17 protein-coding genes are annotated in these 20,757 nt (G+C 43.2%); 9 read left to right on the forward strand and 8 right to left on the reverse strand.

Annotation, left to right across the window (positions count from 1 at the left end):
- The first annotated feature begins 174 nt into the window (after nucleotides 1–174).
- Together AC0VYT_RS13515 and AC0VYT_RS13520 are read left to right on the forward strand one after the other, a co-directional pair.
- Entirely contained in the window at nucleotides 175–3,672 is a 3,498-nt protein-coding gene (locus AC0VYT_RS13515) for a hybrid sensor histidine kinase/response regulator (RefSeq protein ID WP_005017883.1), read from the forward strand.
- A 396-nt stretch (nucleotides 3,673–4,068) separates the two neighbouring features.
- Complete coding sequence (locus tag AC0VYT_RS13520; protein ID WP_005017882.1) at nucleotides 4,069–4,836, forward strand: hypothetical protein; 768 nt, start codon at nucleotides 4,069–4,071, stop codon at nucleotides 4,834–4,836.
- Nucleotides 4,837–4,896: 60 nt separating this feature from the next.
- Here the strand turns inward: AC0VYT_RS13520 and AC0VYT_RS13525 are convergent, their stop codons facing one another.
- On the reverse strand, nucleotides 4,897–5,547 hold the full coding sequence (locus AC0VYT_RS13525; RefSeq protein WP_005017881.1) for a response regulator: 651 nt from the start codon (nucleotides 5,545–5,547) through the stop codon (nucleotides 4,897–4,899).
- Nucleotides 5,548–5,914: 367 nt separating this feature from the next.
- Here AC0VYT_RS13525 and msuE point away from each other — a divergent pair, with 367 nt between their 5' ends.
- Together msuE and sfnG are read left to right on the forward strand one after the other, a co-directional pair.
- On the forward strand, nucleotides 5,915–6,652 hold the full coding sequence (gene msuE, locus AC0VYT_RS13530) for an FMN reductase (RefSeq protein WP_005017880.1): 738 nt from the start codon (nucleotides 5,915–5,917) through the stop codon (nucleotides 6,650–6,652).
- 20 nt (nucleotides 6,653–6,672) lie between these two features.
- Nucleotides 6,673–7,782, forward strand: a complete 1,110-nt coding sequence (gene sfnG, locus AC0VYT_RS13535) for a dimethylsulfone monooxygenase SfnG (RefSeq protein WP_005017879.1) — start codon at nucleotides 6,673–6,675, stop codon at nucleotides 7,780–7,782.
- A 188-nt stretch (nucleotides 7,783–7,970) separates the two neighbouring features.
- On the opposite strand, the gene AC0VYT_RS13540 is transcribed toward sfnG, so the two are convergent.
- Nucleotides 7,971–9,155, reverse strand: coding sequence for an acyl-CoA dehydrogenase family protein (locus tag AC0VYT_RS13540; protein ID WP_005404652.1), 1,185 nt, complete (start codon nucleotides 9,153–9,155; stop codon nucleotides 7,971–7,973).
- A gap of 118 nt (nucleotides 9,156–9,273) precedes the next feature.
- Complete coding sequence (gene acs, locus AC0VYT_RS13545) at nucleotides 9,274–11,220, reverse strand: acetate--CoA ligase (RefSeq protein WP_005017877.1); 1,947 nt, start codon at nucleotides 11,218–11,220, stop codon at nucleotides 9,274–9,276.
- Between the two features lie 299 nt (nucleotides 11,221–11,519).
- Between acs and AC0VYT_RS13550 the strand changes: the two genes are divergently transcribed.
- Together AC0VYT_RS13550 and AC0VYT_RS13555 are read left to right on the forward strand one after the other, a co-directional pair.
- Complete coding sequence (locus tag AC0VYT_RS13550) at nucleotides 11,520–12,083, forward strand: DUF805 domain-containing protein (protein WP_005017876.1); 564 nt, start codon at nucleotides 11,520–11,522, stop codon at nucleotides 12,081–12,083.
- Nucleotides 12,084–12,181: 98 nt separating this feature from the next.
- Nucleotides 12,182–13,174 carry a mechanosensitive ion channel family protein gene (locus AC0VYT_RS13555; protein WP_005017875.1) on the forward strand — a complete coding sequence of 331 codons (993 nt, stop codon included), beginning with the start codon at nucleotides 12,182–12,184 and terminating at the stop codon, nucleotides 13,172–13,174.
- Here the strand turns inward: AC0VYT_RS13555 and AC0VYT_RS13560 are convergent.
- The 4 genes from AC0VYT_RS13560 to AC0VYT_RS13575 all read right to left on the reverse strand — a co-directional run bounded on the left by AC0VYT_RS13560 (nucleotide 13,148) and on the right by AC0VYT_RS13575 (nucleotide 16,642).
- Nucleotides 13,148–13,861 (reverse strand): 16S rRNA (uracil(1498)-N(3))-methyltransferase, encoded by a 714-nt coding sequence (locus tag AC0VYT_RS13560; protein WP_005017864.1) that lies wholly within the window; start codon nucleotides 13,859–13,861, stop codon nucleotides 13,148–13,150. The two genes, AC0VYT_RS13555 and AC0VYT_RS13560, sit on opposite strands and share 27 nt — an antisense overlap.
- A 12-nt stretch (nucleotides 13,862–13,873) precedes the next feature.
- Entirely contained in the window at nucleotides 13,874–15,151 is a 1,278-nt protein-coding gene (locus AC0VYT_RS13565; RefSeq protein WP_005017863.1) for a 3-deoxy-D-manno-octulosonic acid transferase, read from the reverse strand.
- Nucleotides 15,152–15,238: 87 nt separating this feature from the next.
- Nucleotides 15,239–16,294 (reverse strand): alkene reductase, encoded by a 1,056-nt coding sequence (locus tag AC0VYT_RS13570; RefSeq protein ID WP_005017862.1) that lies wholly within the window; start codon nucleotides 16,292–16,294, stop codon nucleotides 15,239–15,241.
- Nucleotides 16,295–16,336: 42 nt separating this feature from the next.
- Nucleotides 16,337–16,642 (reverse strand): ArsR/SmtB family transcription factor, encoded by a 306-nt coding sequence (locus AC0VYT_RS13575; protein WP_005017861.1) that lies wholly within the window; start codon nucleotides 16,640–16,642, stop codon nucleotides 16,337–16,339.
- Between the two features lie 288 nt (nucleotides 16,643–16,930).
- Between AC0VYT_RS13575 and AC0VYT_RS13580 the strand changes: the two genes are divergently transcribed.
- Nucleotides 16,931–17,386 (forward strand): GNAT family N-acetyltransferase, encoded by a 456-nt coding sequence (locus AC0VYT_RS13580; RefSeq protein ID WP_005017860.1) that lies wholly within the window; start codon nucleotides 16,931–16,933, stop codon nucleotides 17,384–17,386.
- 305 nt (nucleotides 17,387–17,691) lie between these two features.
- Complete coding sequence (locus AC0VYT_RS13585) at nucleotides 17,692–18,237, forward strand: VTT domain-containing protein (protein ID WP_005404655.1); 546 nt, start codon at nucleotides 17,692–17,694, stop codon at nucleotides 18,235–18,237.
- 72 nt (nucleotides 18,238–18,309) lie between these two features.
- On the opposite strand, the gene prfB is transcribed toward AC0VYT_RS13585, so the two are convergent.
- Nucleotides 18,310–19,405, reverse strand: a protein-coding gene (gene prfB / locus AC0VYT_RS13590; protein WP_100067877.1) for a peptide chain release factor 2 whose coding sequence is annotated in 2 segments (ribosomal slippage) — nucleotides 18,310–19,332 and nucleotides 19,334–19,405 — 1,095 coding nt in all. Because the reading frame shifts where the segments join, the coding sequence is not laid out codon by codon here.
- Nucleotides 19,406–19,965: 560 nt separating this feature from the next.
- Between prfB and AC0VYT_RS13595 the strand changes: the two genes are divergently transcribed.
- On the forward strand, nucleotides 19,966–20,751 hold the full coding sequence (locus AC0VYT_RS13595) for a putative porin (RefSeq protein WP_005017857.1): 786 nt from the start codon (nucleotides 19,966–19,968) through the stop codon (nucleotides 20,749–20,751).
- The last annotated feature ends 6 nt before the right edge of the window (nucleotides 20,752–20,757 follow it).

The following is a 20,757-nucleotide window of genomic DNA, read 5'->3' on the forward strand; positions in this document are numbered from 1 at the left end:
GCGGCCAAGCTATTGGTCGCTTTTGTCCAATCTTTAATCTTTTTTTTACGTATACAAAATTAACAATATTGTAGGGTTCCCGTAACTTAGACTTTGGTCTTTAAATACTGATCAGGCATCTGTTTATCCTGCGCTTGAGGTATCATAGAAGCAGCAATAAAGACCGTGAGCAATATGAACAGCTGGCTGATCATCGGGGTACTGGCCCTTTATATTTTTATACTTTTTGTCTGTGCATTTTTTGGTGAAAAGCATGCCAGCCGTTTAAGTACTCGTGGCCGTATGTTGTTATTCAGCCTGACGCTCGGAGTATATTGTTCATCCTGGACATTTTATGGCGCAACTGGTGCTGCAGTACGTGAAGGTATTATTTTTCTGCCGATCTATCTGGGGCCATTGCTATTCGTCGGATTAGGCTATGATATCTGGCGGCGTCTGGGTCGGGTACGCCAGCATCATGCTATTTCTTCTATTGCTGACTTTGTAGCTGCCCGCTATGGTAAAAGCGGTAGTCTTGCCTCTTTAGTGACTATTTTGGCTGTTATTGCCATCATTCCTTACTTGGCTTTACAACTCAGGGCCATTGCACTGAGTGCGTCGGTCATACTAACGCAGAATGAATCCTTACATACCACTACCAACAGTGTGCTTTTACTTACCGGTGTTCTGGCTATACTCGCAATGATGTTCGGTACACGGCAGATCGCCAATACTGAGCAACATGGTGGTCTGATGCTGGCTGTCGCTTTTGAGTCTTTTGTTAAGCTGTTTGCCCTACTTTGTGTAGCACTCTTTTTTCTTTTTGATGCTCCTGAAAATATTGTGCAGGTCTCTGGTGATGTTGCCAAGACATTTTATGAAGTACAGCTATTTGGTGTGCCGGAAACTTTCTGGGTACAGACCTTGCTGGCTGCACTGGCAATCATCTGCCTGCCACGACAGTTCCATGTGGCCGTGGTTGAGCTGCGCGACGAAAAACATATTCGCGGGGCACGTCGCTGGTTTGCCGCTTATCTGATTTTAACGACACTGGCAATTATTCCTATTGCCAGCTGGGCATTGCATGCTGCACCAAACTTTCTTACCGTACCTGATGTGGCAGTGCTTTCCCTTCCACTTAGTTATAATCAGGAATGGCTGACTTTATTAGCATTTTTAGGAGGCTTTTCTGCCTCGACCGGTATGCTATTGGTCTCATCGGTTGCACTTTCCATTATGCTCAGTAATGATCTGATCATGCCAGCATTATGGCGTTTTAATATTATTTCCCGGCATGACAAACGCTTACCGCAAGTTCTTAAATTTACCCGGCGGGTCTGCATTTTGGGTGTCATGCTCCTGGGCTTCCTGTTCTTTCATTTTTTTAACGATATTGACCAGTTATCTGTATTTGGCCTGCTGGCCTTTAGTGCAGTAGCCCAGTTCTCCCCTGCCCTGATTGGTGGACTCTATTGGCGGGGTGGTAGCCGTCAGGGGGTGTATGCCGGACTGATTGTTGGTTTCTTTATGTGGACCTATACCCTGCTGCTACCTACCATCTTGCGCAGTCTGCCAGAAAGCTATACTGAATTTGCCCAACAGTTCCTTACGGCTGGACCACTCGGCCTGCACTGGTTACGCCCGGAGGCCCTGTTAGGCTTTGAATCCTTTGCGCCATTAACGCATGGCGTCATCTGGGCATTAGGTCTCAATATTATTTTATATATCTGGGTATCACGAATTTACCGCCCAAGTATTGCTGAGCAGATTCAGGCTGAAAGTTTCTTTTATTATGAAACTAAACCCTTACCAGCACACAGTGCTTCTACTGACATGAGTTATTTGCACCAGGATGCGGTCCGTTTAAAAGTAGGTGACCTCATGACTCTGGCGCGGCGTATTACTGGAGAAGGGCCAGCGACGCATGCCTTTCAGCAATTTTGTGCCCAGAACAATCTGGTTCTTAATGAAAATAGTGTTGCTAACGGTATGTGGTGGCGCTTTACCGAGCAGTATCTGGCCGGTACTATTGGTGCCGCTTCAGCCCGTACCCTGCTTACTACGGCCATGGTTAATAATGGCCTGGCATTAGGCCAGGTGGCCAATATTCTGGACCAAGCTTCGCAATGGCAGCGTTTCAACCAGAATCTGCTGATGACCATGATTGACCACATGACCCAAGGTGTAAGTGTAGTCGATGAAAATATGTGTCTGGTGGCGTGGAACAACCAATACCTGAAGCTGTTTGACTATCCTAAAGATCTGGTTTATGTCGGCTGTCCGATTTCTGATCTGATCCGTTATAATGCCGAGCGTGGCGAATGTGGTCCCGGGTCTATTGAAGAACATGTCCGTAAGCGGATTCACTGGATGCAGGTCGGCAGCGCACATGAGTTTGAGCGTATCCGTAAGGATGGTAGAGTGATCCAGATGCGCGGCAACCCAATTGAAGGAGGCGGTTTCGTGACTACCTTTGCCGACATTACTGCATTTCGGGAAAATGAAGCCATACTGGAAGCACGCGTTATTGACCGCACCCGCCAGCTGGCAGATGCCCTAGCAGAGCAGCAACTTGCCCGCGAACAGGCAGATAAGGCGAACATGTCGAAAAGCCGTTTTATTGCAGCTGCCAGTCATGATCTATTACAGCCAATGCATGCTGCCCGGCTGTTTAGTACCGCTTTGGAGCAGAGCGTTAACAATGATGAAGATCGTACTACTTTGCAGCAACTGGACCGGGCCCTGCATGGGGCTGAAAGTATGCTTTCAGCTCTTCTGGATATTGCCCGACTAGAAGGGGGCAATATGCAGCCAAACCGGCAGTCTTATCCTCTACATGACCTGCTACGCGATCTGGAGTTGCAGTTCAAGTCGATTGCTTCACAGCGCAATATTCAGTTTCACGTCCACGATGCACCCTTCTGGATAGACACAGATCCGCAGTGGATACGCCGGATTGTACAGAATTTTGTCAGTAATGCCTTACGTTATACCGCTAAAGGCCGGGTGCTTTTAGGTGTATTACGTTCCAGTGAACGACCGGGCCATATCCGAATTGGCGTCTGGGATACCGGGCCCGGGATTGCTGAAGAACAGCGTATTAAACTTTTTCAGGAATTTGAACGGTGTGGGCATACCTCGCCTTGGGGTGAGCAAGGTCTGGGCCTAGGTCTGGCCATTGTTCAGCGGATGACCAGCCTGCTAGATTATCCGGTTCATGTATACTCTACCCAAGGTAAGGGCTCCTGCTTTATTCTGGAAGTTCCAATTGTAGCGCCACCCAAAACAGTAACTGCCCCAGTACAGGTGGCACCACTGAAAACCAAGGCTTATCGCATTCTTTGTCTGGACAATGACGAAACTATCCTTGAAGGTATGTCAACCTTACTAACAAAATGGGGGTATCAGGTCTTTAAAGCCCGTGAACCTCAACAGGCAATTGCTCTTATCGAACAGGAAAATATTCAGGTCTGGCTGATTGACCAACATCTAAATCAGGGACAATTAGGATTAGACTTTATTCTTGAGCATCGTCATCATCCTGTACCCGTAGCGTTGATTACCGCAGATTCAGATCCTGAATTACCTCACCGTTTAAAACAGCACAATATTGTCTTATTGAAAAAACCATTAAAACCAGCAGCATTACGCGCTTGGTTATCGGGTTTAAAAATCATAGGTGATCAGTCTTGATCTATAAATAATTGAACAGTCTCTTTTGCCAGTATAAAGCTGGTGAAAAAGACTGTGAAAAACTATTTTCAGCGTTAACTGACAAAATATAAGGGCAAGACAGGCAGAATAAATCAAAAAACAGCTAATTTAATGATGAAAAACTGGCCAAAAATTTCAACTGTGAATTTTCTATGGCAAAGCTGCTCAATTTTAAAGTGAACACTTGTATACTTAGTTACAATTAAACAAGTTATTGATTTTATAAAAATAAAAAACCCATTTTTAATCTTATACAACTTTAGTCTTATTTCTATTTACCCCCCTCCACCCTCATAAAATAGATATATACATCAGGTTTTCTCATTGTCTGCATTATGAAAAAACCGGTCAGAGAAAAAACCTAAGGATTCTATTATGAATATGTCAGAAATTGTCGGACACGGTGCCCAGCCTTCACAACAGTTTTATCGGGATTATAGTGCCAATGCGCTATTACCTGAAATCCAGTGGCAGCAATTGTTTAAACATAGCAAGCTTGCCCAACCCCAATTACAGGCTCTCGATACCCTTTACCACAGCGCAGTTCCTCTGGCACTTCAGGTATTTGAAGCATTAAGATTTGATGTTTTTGCTCCCGCTGCCTATCAGCCCCAAGGTCTGGGTTTATTTGACAAGCTAGCCCAGCAGGAAGAAAAGCTGATTCAGGTCCTACAGTCAGAATCTGAGTGTCTAGATGATGCTGCACGTCATCAGCTTTGGAGTATGCTGCTGCGTGGTGGAGCGGTACTGGTCTTTAAGGCATGGCTGGGTAAGGTAAAAACCGGACAGGACCAATTGGATATGACCCAGTTTGATGAATTATCCGATCTGCTCTTTATTAAGACTTCACCTTATGATTTGGCCGAGTATTTAAAGGTAGACCCTCAGGCTGATTCGGATCATATTTTCTTAATGTATGAAGGTGATATTTTTCTGGACCGTTTTAACAGTCTGGAAACTGCGGCTTTATTTGTCGAGCTTGGTGTATATGATGCAGCATTCTTGAGCCTGCGTGATGATCGTGTAGCAAATTATTTAAAGGAAAAAGGACAAGTATCACAAGATCAGATTGATGATTTAGAATTTGCCTTGAATCCGCTGTTTTGCACTGATCTGATGGCCAAACAGGACTGCCTGGCTTAAAACATTCGGTACAAAAAATAAGGCCTTATTTATGGGCCTTATTTTTATAGCTATTTTAAATTAGACTCTCTTTTCATCAATATTAAGTGCCTTGATAGCCAATACTGCCTGAGTACGGTTTTGTACTCCCAGCTTACGGAAAATAGCTGTTACATGTGCCTTGATGGTAGCCTCTGAAACATCCAGTTCATAAGCAATCTGCTTGTTGAGCAGACCTTCAGCAACCATCATCAGTACACGGAACTGCTGTGGTGTAAGTGACTGAATTCGCTCTGCAAGTTCGGTCTCATCAGTTGCTCTCGGATCAAAGCTCACGTTGGTAGGCAAATTCGGTGGTAACCAGATTTCCCCTTCTAATACCTGACGAATTGCCTCGCCAATATGACTTGGATGGGCAGATTTAGGAATATAGCCCATTGCTCCGTGTGCAATTGCACGCTGAATAATTGACAGCTCTTCATGAGCAGAGACTACAATAATCGGAATAGAAGGATATTGGGCCCGGACATGAACCAGTGCTGAAAAACCTGAAGCACCGGGCAAGTTTAAATCCAGTAAGACCAAATCTGGTTCTGAACCCTTTTCCAGACGTTCATAAAATTCATTTACTGCAGCTGTTTCAGAGATTTGTGCCTGTGGCAGGCTATAACGCACGGCTTGAATCAGGGCATGCCGGAACAGTGGATGATCATCAACGATTAATATGTTCATAAGCGAAACAGGAGATCTCTTTGCACAGTACAGCTTTATTCTAACTGCACTCATGACATTAAGGATATGCAATTCTTCACTAATTTAGTGTGCAAGCTAGCAAGAACTGATCAATAATAAAGCGCTCTTAATGTATTTGATATTTTTATTCAATTCAAATCAGAATTTCATATAAATTACTATTTTTAGAGCTGCCTAAATCTCAGTTTATATTAAATTTTTATAAAACAATAACTTAAATTTTAATTTTTTTTGATCTAAAAGATATCTTGAAAAACGATAACTTATTTTAATTTCCTTATTTTACAGGCTGGCTGCTTCTGACCGTTAATAAATAGTAACTAGCGAGCTATTTAGGTTTATTTACATGACACATCATTTTTCATCTTCTGTTCAGCCTCTTAATATTGTTGCAGTTTCAGGTGGTCTCAATACACCGTCTAAAACTGAAGCTCTGGTTCAGGCGGTATTAAATGAACTCGGCGAGGCAACACCTATTAATATCCACTTTATTAAATTTAGTGAAATTGGGCCTTTACTGGGAGGCGCAATTTACCGTAACCAGCTTCCACAGCGCGTACAGGATGATCTGGCTGCTGTGGAAGCAGCAGACGCTTTAATTGTCGGGACCCCGGTCTACCGTGCCTCTTTTACTGGCCTATTCAAGCATTTTTTTGACTTTGTCGAACAGACAGCGCTAGTGGATGTACCTGTATTATTGGCTGCCTCTGGTGGTAGCGACCGCCATGCATTGGTATTGGAACACCAATTACGCCCATTGTTTAGCTTTTTTCAGGCACAGACTTTACCAATTGGTGTTTATGCCACAGATCGTGATTTTACTCCAGAATATACTATTCAGAGTCAACAGCTGACAGATCGTATTACACTGGCTGTTGCCCGCGCACTTCCAATTCTAGAGTGGGCGCCAGCCAAAGGGCAACGCGCAGAATTGGTTAAAGTCAAAACTGAGCAGGCTAACCAGAATTTGGGGATCAATAAACAGATTGAGCAGGAAGAGGTCTTGCCATCTGTCGCTGTACCCAGTCTAGATGCAGCAGAGTCGCGTTTGCATCCAAAAAACCTGAAGACTCATGTGGCCTAACAGTTTTTAAGGAAATCACTATGAAGGATGATCAAGCACAGCAGCTGAAGTTTGCTTACTGGGTTCCAAATGTCAGTGGCAGCTTAGTGGTGAGTAAAATTGAGCAGCGTACCGACTGGAGTTATGAATATAACGTCCGTTTAGAGCAGACTGCCGAGCAAAACGGCTTTGAATATGCATTAACCCAGATTCGTTTTACAATAGGCTATGGCGCCGAAAACCAGCATGAGTCTGTCAGCTTTAGCCATGCTCTTCTCGCAAAAACTGAAAAGCTGAAAGTCATTGCTGCCATTTTACCAGGTCCCTGGAAACCGGCTCTGGCTGCCAAACAGCTGGCTACTATTGATCATCTGACTCAAGGTCGTATAGCAGTTAATATTGTAAGTGGATGGTTTCGTGGAGAATTTGATGCCATTGGAGAGATCTGGCCTGAACATGATGAACGTTATGTACGCTCTGAAGAATTTATTCGAGCTTTAAAAGAGATCTGGACTACGGATCAGTATAGTTTTAAAGGTAAATATTATCAGTTTGAGAATTATACCCTTAAACCCAAACCTCTACAGCAGCCTCATATTGAGGTATTTCAGGGTGGAAGTTCCCGAGCCGCACGTGATATGGCTGCACGTGTGTCTGATTGGTATTTTACCAACGGTAATAGCGTTAACGAACTGGTCAAACAGATTAGTGATTTGCGTACCAAAGCAGCTTTAAATGGTCATCAAATTAAGGTCGGGGTAAATGCCTTTATTATTGCCCGTGATACAGAAGAAGAAGCGCAGGCAGTATTACAAGAGATTATCGAGCAGGCCGACATTCAGACAGTACAGGCTTTTGGGAAGGCTACTCGTGAGGGAGGAGCTGCCAGTCGTGAAGGCGAAGGAAACTGGGCAAAATCCACTTTTGAGGATCTGGTGCAATATAATGATGGTTTTAAGACCAATCTGATTGGTACTCCCCAACAAATTGCTGAACGGATTATTGAGCTTAAAAATGCCGGGGTTGATTTGATCCTCTCAGGCTTTTTACATTTTATAGAAGAAATAGAGTATTTCGGCGAAAAAGTTTTGCCATTGGTTCGTGAGTTAGAAGTAGAGCAGCAGCATGTTGTATCTGCCAAGTCTGCCTGATTAATCAGCTAAACCTGGTTGCTCATGAATCAAATAATAATAAGACCCCATGGCAGTTCTCCTCCCTCAAGACTCGGCTTGAGGGTTTTTTATAGCCTGCTCTTTTTCTATAAGCTGTCTCTGAAGATAGTTGTATATTAAATTCTGGACATAAAGATTGAACTGAAAATTATTTCTCTCATACCCGTTCAAGAATAAAAGCTGGGTTCAGGTAGTTTACCGGTTAATATCCATTCCCCAATTTCCTGATATTTATAGTCAACCGGATCATGCAGGGTTTGGGTTCGAACATTGCGCCAGAAGCGGTCCAGATTCAGTTTGGCAGCTGTGGCACGTGCCCCCATGACCTGAAATATATTTTGCGTGATATAAAGTGAGGTATTGGTCGCAGCAATCTTAGCAGTTGCGATTGCAATAGAAACCTCCCCGCGTTGCACTGAACTTAAGTGTTCACCCTGTAACCATGCTGCCTGCAGTTTCTTCACAGCGTCTGCTGCAAGTAGCCTTACCCCTTCAAGCTGCACATAAAACTCGGCAAAATGTTTCTGGATATAAGGGTCATCTACAGCTTGTTCAGCCAGAGACTTTGACCAGGCTTTTTGGCCCTGTACAACAGCTTTAGCAGCCTCAAATGCTCCTTCTGCTACACCTAAAAATAAATGGACAAAAATCAGCTGTGCAATAAGCGGACGAAGACTCGAATAGGGCGTACTCAGTGGGCCGGGGTTAAGTAATAGCTCTTTTTTATAGACATGCACCTGTTCAAAATGGCTGGTGCCACTGTCGGTCTGGCGCTGACCCATATTGTCCCAGTCCCCTAAAAAACTAACGCCGTTGCGCTGCGATGGAATCACACCTATCAGCAATTTGCCCTGTTCATCATAGCCCGAGCACAGCAGCAGGTCTGAGTCTATTGAACCGGAGCAGAAGCTTTTATCCCCCTGAAAAACATATTCATGATCTGTAATTCGGGTTACTGTAGTACGACGGTCGAGGGGGTTGAGCGCATTGCCCCAAAACAGGTTATCTTGAGCAGTCTGCTTGAACCAGCTGGCGTATTGTTGTGGTTGTGCAAACAGTTGTACCGTGGCAATCAACAAGTGATGAAATCCGTAGACATGCGCCAGTGAACTGTCTGCCTGCGCTATAATTCGAATAGTTTCAAAAATTGTCGTCCAGTTTGCTCCTGAACCGCCATATTCAGTAGGAATTGACAGTTTAAGTAGCCCACTTTCCCGAATCAGGTCACGTTCTTTTTTAGGGTTACCGCCCTGCTTATCACGTAAGGCAGCGGTATGTGAAAATAGCCGGGTGAGTTGTTGTGCTGTCTGTATCGCCTGCTCGGCAGAGTAAGAATTTTCTGTTGTATTCATTAAGCTTTTATCTAGGATACTCATTAAAATTTTATGGCTTGTACAGCTGTGTGTATTCTTCAGTTTATTCTTATAGTTAAAAATACCGCCTTAAAGCAAGGCGGTATTCAGAAATATTTTACTTGTGGCCCGGATAGACCGTAACAATCAATTGCTCGACTACAGCTGGTTCTGCCAAGGTCGAAGTATCTCCCAGACTGTCCAGTTCATTGGCAGCAATTTTTCTTAAAATACGGCGCATAATTTTACCGGAACGTGTCTTGGGCAGTGCGGGTGCCCAGTGCAGCGCATCTGGTGTTGCCACTGGGCCAAGTTGCTTGCGTACCCAGCTGACCAGTTCCTGCCTTAACTCTTCAGACTCATTAACGCCTGCCTGTAAGGTTACAAAAGTACAGATCCCCTGTCCTTTAATCTCATGAGGCATTCCCACTACAGCGGCTTCAGCAACATGGTCATGTGCCACCAAGGCACTTTCAATTTCTGCAGTTCCCAGCCGGTGACCTGAAACATTTAACACATCATCAACACGACCTGTGATCCAGTAGTAACCGTCCTCATCACGACGAGCACCGTCACCAGTAAAATAGTTACCCGGGAATGTCGAGAAATAGGCCTCAATAAAACGCTGTGGATCTCCCCATATGGTTCGCATCTGGCCCGGCCAGGAATCTTTAATAATCAGGTTACCCTCTGCTGCACCGTCCAGCTCCTTACCCTCACCATCGACAATAGCAGGTTGCACTCCAAAATAAGGCCGCGTAGCCGAACCGGGTTTAAGGTCAGTCGCACCGGGGAGTGGTGAAATCAGTATGCCGCCCGTTTCAGTCTGCCACCAGGTATCGACAATTGGACAGCGCCCTTCTCCAACTACGTTGTAGTACCATGACCAGGCTTCAGGGTTAATCGGTTCACCAACAGAGCCCAGCAAACGCAGGCTACTGCGGTCACTTTCACGCACGTAAGCATCACCTTCACGCATCATGGCCCGAATTGCAGTGGGTGCAGTATATAAGATGGTTATATTATGTTTGTCGACAATATGGCCTACACGCGCCCAACTTGGATATTGCGGCACACCTTCAAACATTACCGTCGTGGTACCATTAGATAATGGCCCATAAATAATATAGCTGTGACCAGTAATCCAGCCCACATCGGCAGTACACCAGTATATGTCGTCCTGTTTTATATCAAATACTTCTCGAAAGGTGCTGTTGACATAAACCAGATATCCGCCAGTAGTATGCAGTACGCCTTTAGGTTTACCGGTAGAGCCAGAGGTATAAAGAATAAAAAGTGGATCTTCAGCATTCATCGGCTCCGGCGGGCAGATTTCATTCACTTCAGTTATTACTTCGTGATACCACAGATCGCGCTCTGGTTTCATTTCTACCGGATTACCGGTACGGTGTACTACTACTACATGTTCAACTGAGTCTGTTTCTGCATGCTCTAAGGCCTGATTGACACTTTCTTTAAGAGGAATCAGCTTGCCGCCCCGCATACCGGCATCAGCGGTAATTACCATTTTTGCCTGGCTGTCTTCAATACGGCTGGCCAGCGAATCAGGAGAGAATCCCCCAAAGACTACACAATGCACTGCTCCAATACGGGCACATGCCAGCATGGCAATGGCAGCTTCACTGACCATTGGCATGTATAGGACTACCCGGTCGCCTTTAACAATCCCGTATTTTTTCAGGGCATTGGCAAAACGGCATACTTCATCATGCAGTTCTTTAAAAGAAATAATCTTGTGACGTGAAGGATGGTCTCCCTCCCAGATAATTGCAGGCTTGTGCGGATGCTCTTTTAAATGTCGGTCCAGACAGTTGGCACTGACATTAAGCTGGCCATCAGCAAACCATTCGATCTTGAAATTATCAGCAGCAAAACTGCTATTTTTAACTTGTATAAATGGCTTGATCCAGTCAATCCTTTTTGCCTCTTCAGCCCAGAACTCTTCAGGTTGCTCAATCGAATGCTGGTAACGTTTCAGATAATCTTCTTCGACAGTGCGGGCAGTTTTTTTAAATTCTTCAGGTACAGGATAGATCTCACTCATAGTATCACTTCCTTGATATTTTACGTCTCCTCACGAGACTTTTAGCACGGGGTATTATTTATTTTATTGATTGCCTTTTAACCAGTAATAGGACTGTTCAGTACAACTGACAATCATGCTTTGGTCGTAGATAAAACGCTTAACTTTTATTCAACAGAATAACTGCTTTTTAACAAATATGATTGATTTATCACAAACTAATTTAATCTTTATCTTATAATTTTAAACCGGTAAAACTTTAATAATTGCATAAAAGCAACATTTTCTTACCCAATCCAGCCATTAACTGATGAGCGATCATGACTGCTGAATATAATTTTTACCCCACTGAAACCGATCATCCTCTTTCGATGAGAGGGCGCTTTAGCCGTTTAAGCTATATTGGCTGGAATGGCCTTTTAAATTGTATCGCTTTCTTCATACTGGTTATATTCAGTCTGCTCATGGGCAGCTTTAATATGCAAAGCACTCCTCAGAGCTATAGTATTACAGGGATGTGGGATCAGCTGGCCAGTATAGGTTTATTAATACTTACCTTGCTTTATGCCTATTTTAACCTGGTCCTGATAGTACGACGTTTGCATGACCGTAATCATAGCGGCTGGTGGGCACTGCTGCTGTTCTTACCTCTGGTTAATTTCCTGTTCATGATTTACCTGCTTTTTGCCGCGGGTGATGCAGGAATTAACCGTTTTGGGCATCCACGTCGAACCTTGCTCTGGGAAAAAACTGTAGCTTGGCTGTTAATTGCTTTAGTCATTTTAAGCTTCTTTATTAGCCGCAGTACCTGGATTTACCTGAGTGAAAGTCAGCCTATTGAAATACCACGGGAAGTCTTGCAAAAAGCGACGCCGTATTTTTAACTCAGGTACAGCCTATGTATAATTTTGGCAAGTAGCCGATTAAATTCAATATGGTTTTCAGGCAGAATATGGTCTTTGTTTAAGGTGCGGATGAAGCTGTGGCTGAAGAAGCAAAGAAATTGAGTGATGTAACTGAGGGAACTACTCAGTTACTGCACGAAGCAGGTGAAAAAACTGCACAAAAGGTGATTGAACACACCAGCAAATATAATGATGCCTATAGTACCATTGATAAGATCATTGAAGGTTTCTGGGAACGTGTGCCCTACTTCTGTATTGCTCTAGCAGTTTTCCTGATTTTCTGGCTCTTATCAGCCCTGTTTAAATTTTTTATTCGTAAGACCCTGCATAATAAAACCTATACCCGACAGAATTTGGTTCTGGTACTAAACCGGGTAGGAAGTACCTTCATTGTATCTTTTGGTTTGCTGATTGCATTGGTAATCTCAGTGCCCGGCTTTACACCGGGACAACTGATGAGCGCGTTAGGAATCGGCTCGGTCGCAATCGGTTTTGCATTTAAGGATATTTTTCAGAACCTGCTTTCAGGTATCCTGATTTTACTGAGTGAACCTTTCCGGATTGGTGACGATATTATTGTAAATGGACTGGAAGGTACGGTCGAAGATATCCAGATTCGGGCAACTTATTTACGCTCGCCGGATGGTCGCCGTATTCTGATCCCAAATGCGACAGTCTATACCAGCTCAATAACTGTCAACACTGCCTACCCGCGCCGCCGCTGTAACTTTGATGTCGGGATCAGCTATGAAGATGATGCACAAAAAGCCAAAGAACTGATTCTGAATATACTTAATAACCAGCGTACAATTTTAAGCCAGCCGGCTTTTAGTGTGAATGTTTCTGCTTTATCTGACTTTTCTGTCAGGCTCAGCGTGTTCTGGTGGATTGATACAAAAGAAACCAATATTGGTGCTTCAGTCAGTGAAGTTCAGGAACAGGTGATCAAAGCCTTTGATGAGCATGGCATCTCTATTCCTTATCCGGTACAGGAAGTTAAAGTTTACCGCGGCGACAACAGTCTAGTACAGGAAGATAAACCATCAGATGCCACTAAACAGCCGACCTAACACATATGGAATCACGGTTTCAGTACGGATAATACGTTGGCCTAGATGCACGGCCTGACAGCCATTTTGAGTGAGCAATTCTATTTCATAAGGAATAAAGCCACCTTCTGGTCCAATAATTACAGTGCAGGGATGCACTATACTGGACGGCATAGCCTGCTCGCTATAGGGATGTGCCACATAAGCAGGTTGCTGCGCTGAGATTAACCCGGGCAATATATCTTCAACAAAAGGCTTAAAACGCTTATGGATTTCTACAGCTGGTGCAATTGTATCTCCTGCCTGCTCCAGCCCCAGCGTTACATAACTTTCAATCTGTTGTAAAAATGGGGTTTGCCAGTAGCTTTTATCGACCCGGTAGCTGTGCAATAAAATAATCTTTTCAACACCGAGTGTTACACTGTCCATAATCAGGCGGCGTAATACTTTTGGCCGTGGCATAGCCACAATGAGGGTGACAGGAAGTTTATCTGGTAGCTGTTCCTGTTTTAATGGCCGTACCTGTACTGTATTGTCATTCAGAGCAACGATTTCTGTCAGGTAACGCTCACCATTACGGATACCCACTTTTAAAGTATCACCTGTCTTTATATTCAGATGCTGATGTAAATGCTGGACTTGACGTCTGGAACAGATAGTCCATGTTTCGGGCGCTGCTGCCTGCGGCTCAAGTAAAACAATATTCATTTTTATGCTGACTTATAAATACTGATCAATAGCATGGATGTGCCGATTTAAAGAACCCTGATTTTTTTGGAGAATATTATAGGCTTGCTGGCTTAAATGACCTGCGGCCTCCGGGTCATCTATACAGGCCAGCAGCTGGTTTACAGCCTCGTTTGCATCATGTGCAATCAGAATTCCTTGAGCTTCTACGAACTCATCAACAATACTCTGGAAATTAAAGTATCGCATACCGATAACCGTGGGAACATGAAGTGCAATCGGTTCAAGAATATTATGTCCGCCCCCTGGCTCATTTAAAGAGCCACCAACGAAACAGGCTTGACTCAAGGCATACCATAACCATAATTCACCCATACTATCGGCCAGATAGACTTGTGTATCTGGCTGAATCGTCTGGTCAAGGCTACGGCGTCGGGTAAGCAGTGCCAGTTTCTGGCACTGCTCAAATACTTCATTAAAACGCTCCGGATGTCGTGGTACCACAATGCATAAGAGTTCTGGCTGCTTTTGTAAAAAGGGCCGAAGAGCAGTTAACAGCTCTAGTTCTTCAGGCGCATGAGTACTGGCCAGTAGAATAATCTTGCGTGGCTCTAACTGCCAGTCTCTCTTTAATTGGACAGCCCGTTCAGTAAATTTAGGCGGTGCAGAAATATCAAACTTGATATTTCCTACAACCTGAACAGCTTCAGGTGGCATACCCAATTCGATATAACGCTGTCTGGTGGGCTGATCCTGAGCTAGCATTAAATCTAGGCATTCCACCATGGAACGGCTAAGGCCTTTTACTCTGGCATAACCTTTGGCGGACTTTTCAGATAAGCGTGCATTTAACAATAAGATAGGAATATGCCGAAATCGGGTTATCTGCAACAGGTTCGGCCAGAGTTCAGTTTCAACCAGTGCCAACAGTTTGGGCTGGTATTTGTTCAGAAACTCTTCAATTAAGTAACGTTGGTCTACCGGCAGAAATACTGCCTGAAACAGTGCCGGATAACGCTGTGCGAATAAGGATTTGGCACGTGCCTGTCCAGTACGGGTCGTATTGGTCAATAGTACCGGCTGACCTAAACTTAAATAATGTTCAATCAGAGGCTGTGCTGCATTGGTTTCACCGACAGAAACAGCATGGAACCAGAGCGCTTGCATATGTAAAGGAGGCTGAAAAGGCCCAAAGCGTTCCAGCAGCTCATCCTGAAAATCAAGCAAGTGTCCCGAACGTTTATATAAACGCTTCCGATAAAGCGGCTTTATTAACGCCAGTAAGGCGTTGTACCAAAATGGTGTTCCCAAGCAGAACTCTCAGTCAAGAAACAATCGGCAAATATAGCATGACCCAGTCCTCTGGATCATGCCTCTTAAGAATTTTAACCCTGGTGTTTATATAGCCATTGTCGGGTAGTCAGTATAGCCTTCCGGTCCAAAACCATACATGGTAGTGGTATTAAGCTCATTAAGTGGCGCATTGCTCATCAGGCGTTGATATAAGTCCGGATTGGCAATATAAGCCTTGCCAAACGATACGGCGTCTGCCTTACCACTGGCCAGCAGCTCTTTAGCTGTTTCCGCATCTAGGCGCATGTTCGCAATATAGGGTATGCCTGAACGTTCTTTCAGGTAGGCACTAATACTGTCTTCTGCAAGATATTCACGGGTAAATATAAAGGCAATCTGACGTTTACCCAGCTCTTCAGCCACATAGCCAAAGGTTTCTTTCGGGTTATCATCGCCCATATCATGTTCATCACCACGTGGTGCCAGATGGACGCCAACACGTCCTGCTCCCCATACCTCAATCAGAACATCGACAACTTCAAGTAAGAAGCGGGCACGATTTTCAACAGAACCACCATATTCATCTTCACGCTGATTCGTACTGCTTTGCAGGAACTGGTCCAGCAGATAGCCATTTGCAGCATGAACTTCTACCCCATCAAAACCGGCAGCTTTGGCATAGATGGCTGCCTGCTTATACTGCGCTACAATGGCTTTAATTTCAGAAATTTCGAGCGGGCGCGGGGTCACATATTCACGTTTTGGTCGTAGCAGACTAACGGTACCTTTCGGTTTGATGGCACTTGATGAAACTGGTGTTTCACCCTTGAGTAAATCTGGATGTGAAATACGGCCTACATGCCACAGTTGTGAAACAATCAGGCTTCTCTCAGCATGCACTGCATCTGTAATCTTTTTCCATGCAGCGACCTGTTCATCATTATATAAACCTGGGCTACGTTCATATCCGTTTGCTTCTTCTGCAATCACAGTTGCTTCCGCAATAATTAGGCCAGCATTGGCACGTTGCGTATAGTATTCCACCATCAGATCAGTGGGTATACGGTCTTCCGTAGCACGGGTTCGAGTTAATGGGGCCATAACCAGACGGTTCTTGAGCTGAAGTTCGCCAAACTGTGCGGGAGTAGACAGATCAGTCATATTTCATATCCTTGGGAGATCTTTTCTTCACCTGAAAAAGATTTAGAGAGATTGTTGTAGAGTATCTACAAATTCCTGGATCAGTGCTTCATTGCGCGAAAAATAAGACCATTGACCATATTTAGTTGCCTGGATCAGTCCTGCCTGTTGCAACACTGACAGATGGTTGGACATAGTCGACTGAGAGACATTGGCAATTTTTTCAATCTGCCCTGCACAGACTCCCCGGCTAAAATCATATTCACACTCATTTAGCTTAGGAATAAACTGCTCAGGATCTTTCAGGCACTGTAAAATCTGCCTGCGGATCGGATTTGCCAAAGCTTTATAAATCGCTTCTGTGTCCATCACTTTTTCTCGCACTGATGTAAAACACGTCACCCTTGAAATACATTATATCGTTTTTTATCGATATTAATATCGAATTTTTACGATATTTGTTATTCAATTTAGAAATAAACGTGATCTGTTGAACGGGGGATTTTATTTTAACACTCTCAGAAGACTTTCCCCATAACCTTCACTGTACTCATTGATGAGTCAATATTAAAACTCTCTATTTCAAAAAGTTTTATAAAAATAGTGTAGCAGTACTGGTTTGCTGCATTAAAATCAGGCTAATTCATTTATATCGATATGCTACAGGAGCAAGTTTTGTCTTTATTCCAGATTAGACATGGCAGCTGGAACGAACTCCAGTCAGCAGCAAAGTTTATTCGTACTGAAGTATTTATTCAGGAGCAAAAGATTGCAGCAGAAGATGAATGGGATCAGGACGATAAACATGCTGTTCATTTTATTCTATATGATCAGACACGTGCCATTGCAACTGCACGTTTGCTGCCAAACCACTGGATTGGCCGGGTGGCCGTTCTTAAAACTGATCGTGGACGTGGTTTAGGTAAAGCTCTAATGCAGGCTATCATTGAATATGCACAGGAGCAGCAGCTTGATCAGCTGTGTTTATCTTCTCAAGTCCATGCAACATCATTTTATCAGGAACTCGGTTTTGCATGTTTTGGGGAAGTATATGAAGATTGCGGTATACCCCATATTAATATGCATTTAACCCTTTCCTCAACTATGTCTTAAATTCTATTCAGAGCACTTATAAAGCTACTGATCAGACCAGAAAAGCAGTTTTATCGATAAACACCTGAGGTTTACTTTAAGCTAAACCGGGTTATACTGCTGTCAGTTTTGAGAATGAATGAAAGTCATAAATTTTATATCATATTGAATATATTAATTTTTTATTTATATGTTGAAATATGAATTTCTGACTGTGACCAGATCAGGCCAAAGCTGAATGAGTATAACGTTGTATACAGCCTGCTGTATGGAAGTGCCTGTAACTTCTCGTTTTCTATATAAACACGACAAATGGGTAGACGGAATTGATTGATTTTTTGCTTGGTTTCGAACAGCATTTGCCCGGCTTTATTGAAGCCTATGGTATGTGGGTATATGCGCTCCTGTTTATGATTATTTTTGCTGAAACTGCATTTATTGCCATGTTTTTTCTGCCAGGAGACAGCTTGCTCCTGAGTGTAGGAGCATTATGTGCTTCAGTAGATTTTATGCACCTTGACTTTATGATCATGCTACTTTTTGCAGCGGCCACTCTAGGTTATATTGTTAACTATCATACTGGTAAATTCTTTGGGCCACAGATTACCAGTGTAAAATCACGTTTTATCAAACCGGAACATTTAGCCCGTACAAATCGTTATTTTGTGCGTCATGGTGGTAAAACTATCCTGATGGCTCGTTTTATTCCTTTTGTACGTTCAGTGGCTCCATTTGCTGCAGGTGCCAATCAGATGAATTATCCGATGTTTCTGCTTTATAACCTGCTAGGCGGCCTGTTCTGGATTGGGCTATTGCTGGGCTTGGGATATTTTGCTGGCAGTACGATTTTTTTAATTAATGAAATTACCTAATTAATTATTTTATTAATAAAATTAAAAAAAACAGGAGGTCAGCTCCTGTTTTTATATGAGCTATAAATAAAATTAAAGCCCTTGTTTCAAACTTGCTTCAATAAACTTGTCCAGATCGCCATCAAGTACTGCTCCGGTATTTGAATTTTCAACGCCAGTACGCAAATCTTTAATCCGTGAGTCATCAAGTACGTAAGAGCGAATCTGGCTACCCCAGCCAATATCCGACTTGGAATCTTCCAAAGCTTGTGCAGCTTCATTACGCTTACTCATTTCAAGTTCATAAAGCTTGGCACGTAGCTGTTTCCAGGCATGATCACGGTTGGCATGCTGTGATCGTTGATTCTGGCATGCAACCACGATACCTGTTGGCATATGGGTCAAACGTACTGCAGAGTCAGTTTTATTAATATGCTGTCCACCCGCGCCTGATGCACGGTAAGTATCTGTACGTACATCAGATGGATTGATATCGATTTCGATATTATCATCTACTTCAGGTGAAACAAATACAGCAGAAAATGACGTATGACGACGGTTACCCGAGTCGAATGGCGACTTACGTACTAAACGGTGTACACCGGATTCTGTCCGTAGCCAGCCATATGCATACTCGCCTTCTACCCGGATAGTGGCTGATTTGATTCCCGCGACATCACCATCAGACTCTTCCATCAACTCAGCTTTAAAGCCATGACGTTCAATCCAGCGCATATACATCCGCAGTAACATAGAGGCCCAATCTTGTGCCTCTGTACCGCCCGAACCAGCCTGAATTTCGACATAGCAGGGATTTGGATCCATGGGGTTACTGAACATGCGGCGGAACTCAAGTTTTGCCAATGCTTCTTCCGCAGAGCTCAGTTCAGCCTGTACATCCGCAAGCAGGCTTTCATCATCCGCTTCGACTGCAAGGTCTAGCATTGCCTGTGCATCTTCCAGCTGGGTACTTAAACCTTCCAGCACATTAATAACATTTTCAAGCTCACCTTTTTCCTTAGCCATCGCCTGAGCACGACTCTGGTCATTCCAGATACTCGGATCTTCTAACTCACGTAAAACTTCTTCTAACCGTTCTTTTTTAAGATCGTAGTCAAAGATACCCCCGTAGAGTCTGACTACGTTCACTTAAATCTTTTAACTGGTTTAGATACGGATTAATTTCCACGTGATTTACTCTCAAAAAAACCTTTTAATCCTTAAATTGTAGCATAGAGCATCTGTCTCGTTGGGATCATTTCAAATAACAGTAGCGTGATAAAAAATTTGAAAACTGATGTTGGCAGGGATCATTTATGAGTTTATTAAAATTAAATATTTATATTGAAAATGAAATAAATGAGAGTGAATTACAAGTTGTCTGAATGTATGCAACAGATCAACATCATATTTCAAAGCTAACAAAATATGTAAATTCAGCTTGAAAATAAAAAGATAAAAATGAGTAAATTTCGCTCACATTTAAATAAGTTGTAATCAAAATTGAATAATCTATAATCAAACACCTGTACTATTCACAAAATCTCCATGCTTTTAATAAAACTAAACATTTAAGTTTTAATATCATATATCAGATACTTATATCAAAAAAATTACATATTATTACGCGAACAACATTCTCGTTACTTTCCTGTGATTGACCCGAATTTAAAAACACATAAACTGAAGTTGTAACAAAACATTATGTATGCAACTTAGCTAACAAGATTTTAAGAGGGGTGAATAACCATGAAAAAACTAGCAATTGCGTCAGCGCTTTTATCAGCTCTAGCAGTAACGGGCACAGCCAATGCTTATCAAGCCGAAGTAGGTGCATCTGCAAGTTATGTAGACCCCGACAATGGCGATTCAGGTAGTGCTTTTGGTGTAAACGGTACTTATTATTTTAATCCGGTTCAAACACGTAATGCACCGCTTGCAGAAGCTGCTTTCCTTGATCGTGCCAGTAATGTAAGTGCATTCGCAACTTTCGCTGACCGTGGTGATGTTGATGATAACCGTTATGGTGTCGGTGCAGAATACTTTGTACCTAACTCAGATTTTTACTTAAGTGGTAATGTTAGTCGTCAAGATATAGAACGTGATACACCAATTGGTACTGTTGATTATGATACAACTTACTATGGTGCAGAAGTTGGTTACTTACCAGCTCCAGGTCTCTTAATTGCAGCCGGTCTAAAAGGTTATGACAATGACAATGACGACGGTGTAGACCCAACACTTCGTGCTAAATATGTTACGACTCTTAGCAATGGTAAAGATATCAACCTTGAAGCGGGTGCAGCGTTCGGTGATCTTGATGAATACAATCTGGCGGCAGATTACTTCATTGACAAAACTTTCAGTATCGGTGCCGACTATTACAACAATGATTTAACAGACTCTAATGAATTTGGCGTAAATGCCCGTAAGTTCATTAACCAGCAAGTAAGTCTGGAAGGTCGTGTAGGCTTCGGTGAAGCAGGTAATAACGACTACAACAGCTTTGGTGTAGCTGCAAAATACCGCTTCTAATCTGAA

Source organism: Acinetobacter sp. QJM3NY_42 (assembly GCF_056173745.1).

Excerpts from the sequence above, each read along its gene's own strand:
- AC0VYT_RS13570 (WP_005017862.1), bottom strand. The coding sequence starts at position 16,294 with ATGACTGATCTGTCTACTCCCGCACAGTTTGGCGAACTTCAGCTCAAG.
- AC0VYT_RS13575 (WP_005017861.1), bottom strand. The coding sequence starts at position 16,642 with ATGGACACAGAAGCGATTTATAAAGCTTTGGCAAATCCGATCCGCAGG.
- AC0VYT_RS13520 (WP_005017882.1), top strand. The coding sequence starts at position 4,069 with ATGAATATGTCAGAAATTGTCGGACACGGTGCCCAGCCTTCACAACAG.
- msuE (WP_005017880.1), top strand. The coding sequence starts at position 5,915 with ATGACACATCATTTTTCATCTTCTGTTCAGCCTCTTAATATTGTTGCA.
- AC0VYT_RS13580 (WP_005017860.1), top strand. The coding sequence starts at position 16,931 with ATGCTACAGGAGCAAGTTTTGTCTTTATTCCAGATTAGACATGGCAGC.
- AC0VYT_RS13540 (WP_005404652.1), bottom strand. The coding sequence starts at position 9,155 with ATGAATACAACAGAAAATTCTTACTCTGCCGAGCAGGCGATACAGACA.
- AC0VYT_RS13595 (WP_005017857.1), top strand. The coding sequence starts at position 19,966 with ATGAAAAAACTAGCAATTGCGTCAGCGCTTTTATCAGCTCTAGCAGTA.
- sfnG (WP_005017879.1), top strand. The coding sequence starts at position 6,673 with ATGAAGGATGATCAAGCACAGCAGCTGAAGTTTGCTTACTGGGTTCCA.
- acs (WP_005017877.1), bottom strand. The coding sequence starts at position 11,220 with ATGAGTGAGATCTATCCTGTACCTGAAGAATTTAAAAAAACTGCCCGC.
- AC0VYT_RS13515 (WP_005017883.1), top strand. The coding sequence starts at position 175 with ATGAACAGCTGGCTGATCATCGGGGTACTGGCCCTTTATATTTTTATA.
- AC0VYT_RS13525 (WP_005017881.1), bottom strand. The coding sequence starts at position 5,547 with ATGAACATATTAATCGTTGATGATCATCCACTGTTCCGGCATGCCCTG.
- AC0VYT_RS13560 (WP_005017864.1), bottom strand. The coding sequence starts at position 13,861 with ATGAATATTGTTTTACTTGAGCCGCAGGCAGCAGCGCCCGAAACATGG.
- AC0VYT_RS13550 (WP_005017876.1), top strand. The coding sequence starts at position 11,520 with ATGACTGCTGAATATAATTTTTACCCCACTGAAACCGATCATCCTCTT.